The organism is Lacihabitans soyangensis, assembly GCF_024343775.1.
In the GTDB taxonomy this organism is placed as follows: domain Bacteria; phylum Bacteroidota; class Bacteroidia; order Cytophagales; family Spirosomataceae; genus Leadbetterella; species Leadbetterella soyangensis.
Genome location: NZ_RJUF01000063.1, coordinates 1 through 5468 on the forward strand (window position 1 = coordinate 1; position 5468 = coordinate 5468).

At 37.9% G+C, this 5468-nt stretch carries 3 protein-coding genes and 1 rRNA gene; 2 read left to right on the forward strand and 2 right to left on the reverse strand.

Annotated features, from left to right (window positions below; all coding sequences use genetic code 11):
* Positions 1–529 (reverse strand): 16S ribosomal RNA (locus tag EGI31_RS14055); the annotation flags it as partial.
* Between the two features lie 711 nt (positions 530–1240).
* On the reverse strand, positions 1241–2482 hold the full coding sequence (locus EGI31_RS14060; protein WP_255037857.1) for an ROK family transcriptional regulator: 1242 nt from the start codon (positions 2480–2482) through the stop codon (positions 1241–1243).
* A 204-nt stretch (positions 2483–2686) separates the two neighbouring features.
* On the opposite strand from EGI31_RS14060, the gene EGI31_RS14065 reads away from it, so the two are divergent.
* Together EGI31_RS14065 and EGI31_RS14070 are read left to right on the forward strand one after the other, a co-directional pair.
* Positions 2687–4834 (forward strand): penicillin acylase family protein, encoded by a 2148-nt coding sequence (locus EGI31_RS14065; RefSeq protein ID WP_255037858.1) that lies wholly within the window; start codon positions 2687–2689, stop codon positions 4832–4834.
* Positions 4835–4926: 92 nt separating this feature from the next.
* Positions 4927–5319 (forward strand): transposase, encoded by a 393-nt coding sequence (locus tag EGI31_RS14070; RefSeq protein ID WP_255036345.1) that lies wholly within the window; start codon positions 4927–4929, stop codon positions 5317–5319.
* Positions 5320–5468 lie beyond the last annotated feature (149 nt).

The window sequence follows — 5468 nt, forward strand, 5'->3', positions numbered from 1 at the left end:
AACGCTCGCCACCTACGTATTACCGCGGCTGCTGGCACGTAGTTAGCCGTGGCTTATTCTAATGGTACCGTCATTACCCCTCGCAAGGAGCACATTCTTCCCATTCAAAAGCAGTTTACAATCCAGAGGACCGTCTTCCTGCACGCGGCATGGCTGGGTCAGAGTTGCCTCCATTGCCCAATATTCCCTACTGCTGCCTCCCGTAGGAGTCTGGCCCGTATCTCAGTGCCAGTGTGGGGGATACTCCTCTCAGAGCCCCTAAGGATCGTAGCCTTGGTAAGCCGTTACCTTACCAACTAGCTAATCCTACGCATGCCCATCTACATCCTATAAATATTTCAATTGGTTATGATGCCATATCCAATATTATGCGGTATTAATCCCAGTTTCCTAGGGCTATCCCCCTGATGTAGGTAGGTTGCATACGCGTTACGCACCCGTTCGCCGGTGACATTGCTGCCCCCTCGACTTGCATGTATTAAGCCTGCCGCTAGCGTTCATCCTGAGCCAGGATCAAACTCTCCATAGTAATTTCTTACATCGAAAGATCTCCCAACTTTATGTTTCGTCTCTATCTCCAATAAGTTAATGAACTTTATCCCACTTCACCGTGAGCTCGTCACTGTTTCCAGTATCCTCTTTTTTTCCCTTCTCGTTTCCTTCCGACTTAATCGGGGTGCAAAGGTAAGAACCTTTTTTTAACCCCCAAAACTTTTTAAGAAAAAAATTTATTTATTTATTTGAACTTTATCCCCTTCCAAGCTTCTCCGTTTATACTTCCTCGCCGTTTGGGAGTGCAAAGGTAGTATAAGCCTGAGTAGTTTTCCAAATATATTTTTGAATAATTTTATGGCCTTTTTTGGGTAATACTGATTATCAATTATTTAGTTTTAAATATTCCTGGAATATTCATACTCTTTCTTTAATTATTATAAAACACCAAAAGTAACAAAAGTGGAGTTAAACGTAGGTATTTCGCGTTAAACGGTATTCAGGGCAGAATATGGAACAGTGGTAGAATTTTGATTTAATCAGAAATAAATATTATCTTAAACCTATATCTGAAAAAGCAATTCTGAAAATTTCTCAGAAAATGACAATGCCATTCGGGAAGGATAGCAGTGGAAAGCCCGCAGCGAGGAACGAGCGAGGACTTGTAACGGATAGCCTGACCCTCCCAATGATAATTGGGAGGGACCCGCCCAAATTGAATTTCTTAAACATTAAACTTTAAACGAAATTAATCGTGCTTGAAGAGTCGATTGGCCATGAAGGCGTTTACGCCTAAAATTTTGGCAAAGTCGCCTAAGTTGGTCACTTCGATGAGCAACTCGTTTTTGAAGTCGGGCAAACAATATTTATTAATGGCGTGCTCGACCGGATTTACGATGATCTTGCCAGCTTTCGAAAGAACACCATCGATGACGATAATCTGAGGATTGAACAAATGAACTGCTACTGATAGTCCTTTGCCAAGTTCAATGCCAATATTATATAGGATGTCGATGGCAAATGCATCGCCGTTTTTAGCGGCCTCGATTACCATTTCCAGATTGATCTGTTCGAGATTGTCTTTGAATTCAGACAGTATAGATATTTGTCCATTCTTCAAGCCTGCTTTTATACTCTTTAATAAGGAGGAGGCAGAGGTGACAGTATCGAGACAACCTACCTTACCACAACTGCAGAGTTCGCCGTCGGGATTGACTTGAATGTGGCCGAGTTCGCCAGCAAAACCTGAGGCTCCGTTGAAAATCTGACCATTAAAAACAACTCCAAGACCTACACCCCAATCCACATTAATAGAAAGTACGTGCTGGAGATTTTTACCAACTCCAAATCGGGCCTCACCATAGGCTGCAGCCTTGGAATCATTGAGCGTAAAAACGGGCAACTTGAAATTTTCGCTCACTCTTAAGCTTAATGATTTGTTTTCGAAATTGAGATTTTTATAGGTTTTGTTGATTCCAGTTCGTTTGTTGACCAAGCCAGGAATGGTTATACCTATAGAGATAATTTCTTTGTCCTGGGACTTTAGGTGATTTATGGTATTCTCTATTAATTCGAAGAGTTCTAATAGAAAAGATGTCTTGGAGGTAAGCTTTAGGTTATATTGCTCTTGATGGATGATTTCATTGTTAAAGTTGAGAACGAAGATTTTTGTATCGTGCGTGGTAATATCGATGATAATAACGTGCTTCCACTGTGGATTCAGAGAGTATATAGTTGGTCTTCTACCTTGTTTTTTATTGTCGAGTTCCTCTCCGACTAGCCAATTTTCGGACAAAAGCTCTTCGATATGTGAAGTGAGCGTAGGTATGCTTATAAATAATGATTCTGACAAATCAGAAATGGCCATTTTGCCATTTAGGTAAAGAGAATTTAGAATGCTCTTTTTTTGCTTAAATTTTTTGAGTTCAACAGCCGATTCTTTGAAAGATATCTCACTTTGATGATAATAGTCTAGGTTTCCTGAATCCATTTATAGGTTTTATATGGTTTTTTTTAAATAAAATTTAAATTTTACAAGTTCGAAATTAATTAAAAAGTCTTATTTTCTAATTTTTCGAGCAAAAAAAAGTTTTTGTTAATTTATTTTAAAAAAAAGAGAAGACCCAGAATACTTCAATTGTTTGAATGAAAGGTTTTGGGTATATTGCATTAGAAATCACTTCTCTATAACAAAATGAAAAAACTAATTGTCTTTACCGTTGTTTCTCTTGCATTTTATCTGCCGACCACAAATGCACAAAAATATCAAAACCAAGCCCAAAATGTAACGATCATCAGAGATCAATGGGGTATACCGCATATTGAAGGTAAAACTGACGCTGACGCGGTTTTTGGACTGATGTATGCCCAATGTGAGGATGATTTTGCTCGGGTAGAAATGAACTACATCGAAAAACTTGGTAGATTGTCAGAAGTGAATGGCGAGGGTGATTTGTACAATGATTTGCAAATAAGAATGTTGATAAGTGAAAGTGAGGCTAAAGCAGAATATCTGAAAGCTCAAGGATGGCTTCAAAAGTTGTTGAATGCCTATGCTGACGGAATAAATTATTTCTTGGCAAAAAATCCACAGGTTAAACCTAAGCTACTGACGAAGTTTGAGCCGTGGTATCCTTTACTCTGGACAGACGGAAGTATTGGGGCGATAAGCACAGCTGACTTGGAAATAAAAGAGTTGAAGGCATTCTATGGAAATGAAAATAGTGTTGGTTTTTCAAAGAAAAATGAAGACTATCAACAAACAGGGTCAAATGGCTTTGCTATTGCTCCAAGTTTGAGCAAATCAAAAAATGCCATGCTTTATATTAACCCGCATACCACATTTTATTTTAGACCTGAAGTACATGTAAAAAGTAATGAAGGACTAAATGTCTACGGGGCAGTAACTTGGGGACAGTTTTTTGTTTATCAGGGTTTTAATGAATATTGTGGGTGGATGCACACCTCGTCTAATGCTGATGTGGCTGATACCTATTTGGAAAAAATCACTAGGAAGTCTGACGGCTACTACTATGAATATGAAGGGAAGCTAAGAAAGGTAAGTTCTAAAAAAGTAATTATTAAATATTTGAAGGATGGACAAACCCTAGATAGAACCTTTGAAGTATATTTTACGCATCATGGACCAATTATGGCCAAAAGAGGCGAAAATTGGATAAGCTTGAAATCCTACAACCGAGCACAGAAAAGTCTTGAACAAAGTTGGATCAGAACCAAAGCCAAAGGTTTTGAAGATTACAAAAAGGCGATGAACATGAAAGCCAACACCTCAAACAACACGGTTTTTGCTGATAAATATGGAAATATAGCCTATTGGCACGGCAACTACATGCCAGTTAGAGATAATACCCTCAACTGGGCAAAACCACAAGATGGTAGTAAAGCTACCACCGAGTACAAAGGATTGCATACCGTAAACCAAGTTGTGCATATTTATAACCCAAAAATTGGGTGGATTCAGAATTGTAATTCGACGCCCTTTACAGCTTCTGCCGAGAATAGCCCTAAAAAAGCCGATTATCCGGATTATATGGCACCTGACGGTGAAAACTTCAGGGGTGTAAATGCCACACGGTTATTAGGTAAGGTGGAAAAAATAGATTTGGACGAATTGATAAAGCTTGGCTATGATAACTACTTGCCAGCATTTGAGGTACTTATTCCTAGTTTAAAAAAAATAAATGCTGAAAATCAGACCACTAAGGAGGCAGTGGAAATGTTACTAAAATGGGATTATAGAGCCTCCTCAACTTCGGTAGAAACGACTTTGGCTATAGAATGGGCACAAAAACTTAGCCCTGCACTTAGGAAAATATATGTTGACCAAGGAGAAAATGACCAAGTAACTAATGCTAAACGTTTTGCGGAAGTATGTAGTGAAAAAGATATTTTGGAACCATTAGAACAAACCATCCAAGAACTCACTGAAAAACATGGCACCTGGAAAGTAAAATGGGGTGACATAAACAGATTTCAGAGGTTGAATGGCGAGCTTAAGACTCAATTTGATGATAATTCCCCGAGTATTCCGGTAGGCTATGCCTCAGCTCTTTGGGGGAGTTTACCTTCATTTAATAGCAGGTACTATCCAAACTCCAAAAAAAGATACGGATACAGTGGAAATAGCTTTGTTTGTGCGGTGGAATTTGGCAACAAAATAAAAGCCAAATCTTTGTTGGCAGGAGGAAATAGCGGAGACATAAACTCCAAAAACTTTAATGACCAAGGAGAAATGTACTCGAAAGGCATTTTTAAAGACATACTTTTTTACAAAGAGGATATTCTGAAAAATGCCGTTAGGACTTATAAGCCTGGTTTTTAATTGGTTATTTTGGTTATTGGTTATTGGTTATTGGTTAATTGGTTAATTGTGTGCTTGCCTAAAATAGGTTGACAAAAAAATCAACTTATGTTATGATCGAAGCAAAATTAATTTCTAAAAAAAGTACAAAACTAAACATTCGACAACGTAGAATATTTAGTGAGGAGTTCAAACGAGAAAAAGTTCAAGAAATCAGTTCGGGTTTGTGTTCTATAAAATCTTTTTGCAATTTATGGGGAGTAAGTAGCGTAACCGTTTATCGTTGGCTCTATCGTTACTCATCCGAACATAAAAAAGGAACTACAATGGTAATTCAAAAAGATAGCGAAGCTCAAAAGACTGCGGAACTTTTGGAAAAAGTAGCATCATTGGAGCAACGATTGGGACAAAAGCAAATGCAAATAGATTATCTTGAAAAGCTAATTGAAATAGCTAGTAAAGACGCTGGTGTTGACTTAAAAAAAAACACCAAAGTACCACTTTAGAATATTTTAGAATGAATAAGAAAAACCTTAATCACTCCATGGAATCTTTATTTAACTATTGTGGGATAACTCGTCAAGGACATCATAAAAATTTATTGAATGAGCAAAAATGGTCTGAACTAGAATACTTAATAGTAGGTCAAATACTT

Excerpts from the sequence above, each read along its gene's own strand:
- EGI31_RS14065 (WP_255037858.1), top strand. The coding sequence starts at position 2,687 with ATGAAAAAACTAATTGTCTTTACCGTTGTTTCTCTTGCATTTTATCTG.
- EGI31_RS14060 (WP_255037857.1), bottom strand. The coding sequence starts at position 2,482 with ATGGATTCAGGAAACCTAGACTATTATCATCAAAGTGAGATATCTTTC.
- EGI31_RS14070 (WP_255036345.1), top strand. The coding sequence starts at position 4,927 with ATGATCGAAGCAAAATTAATTTCTAAAAAAAGTACAAAACTAAACATT.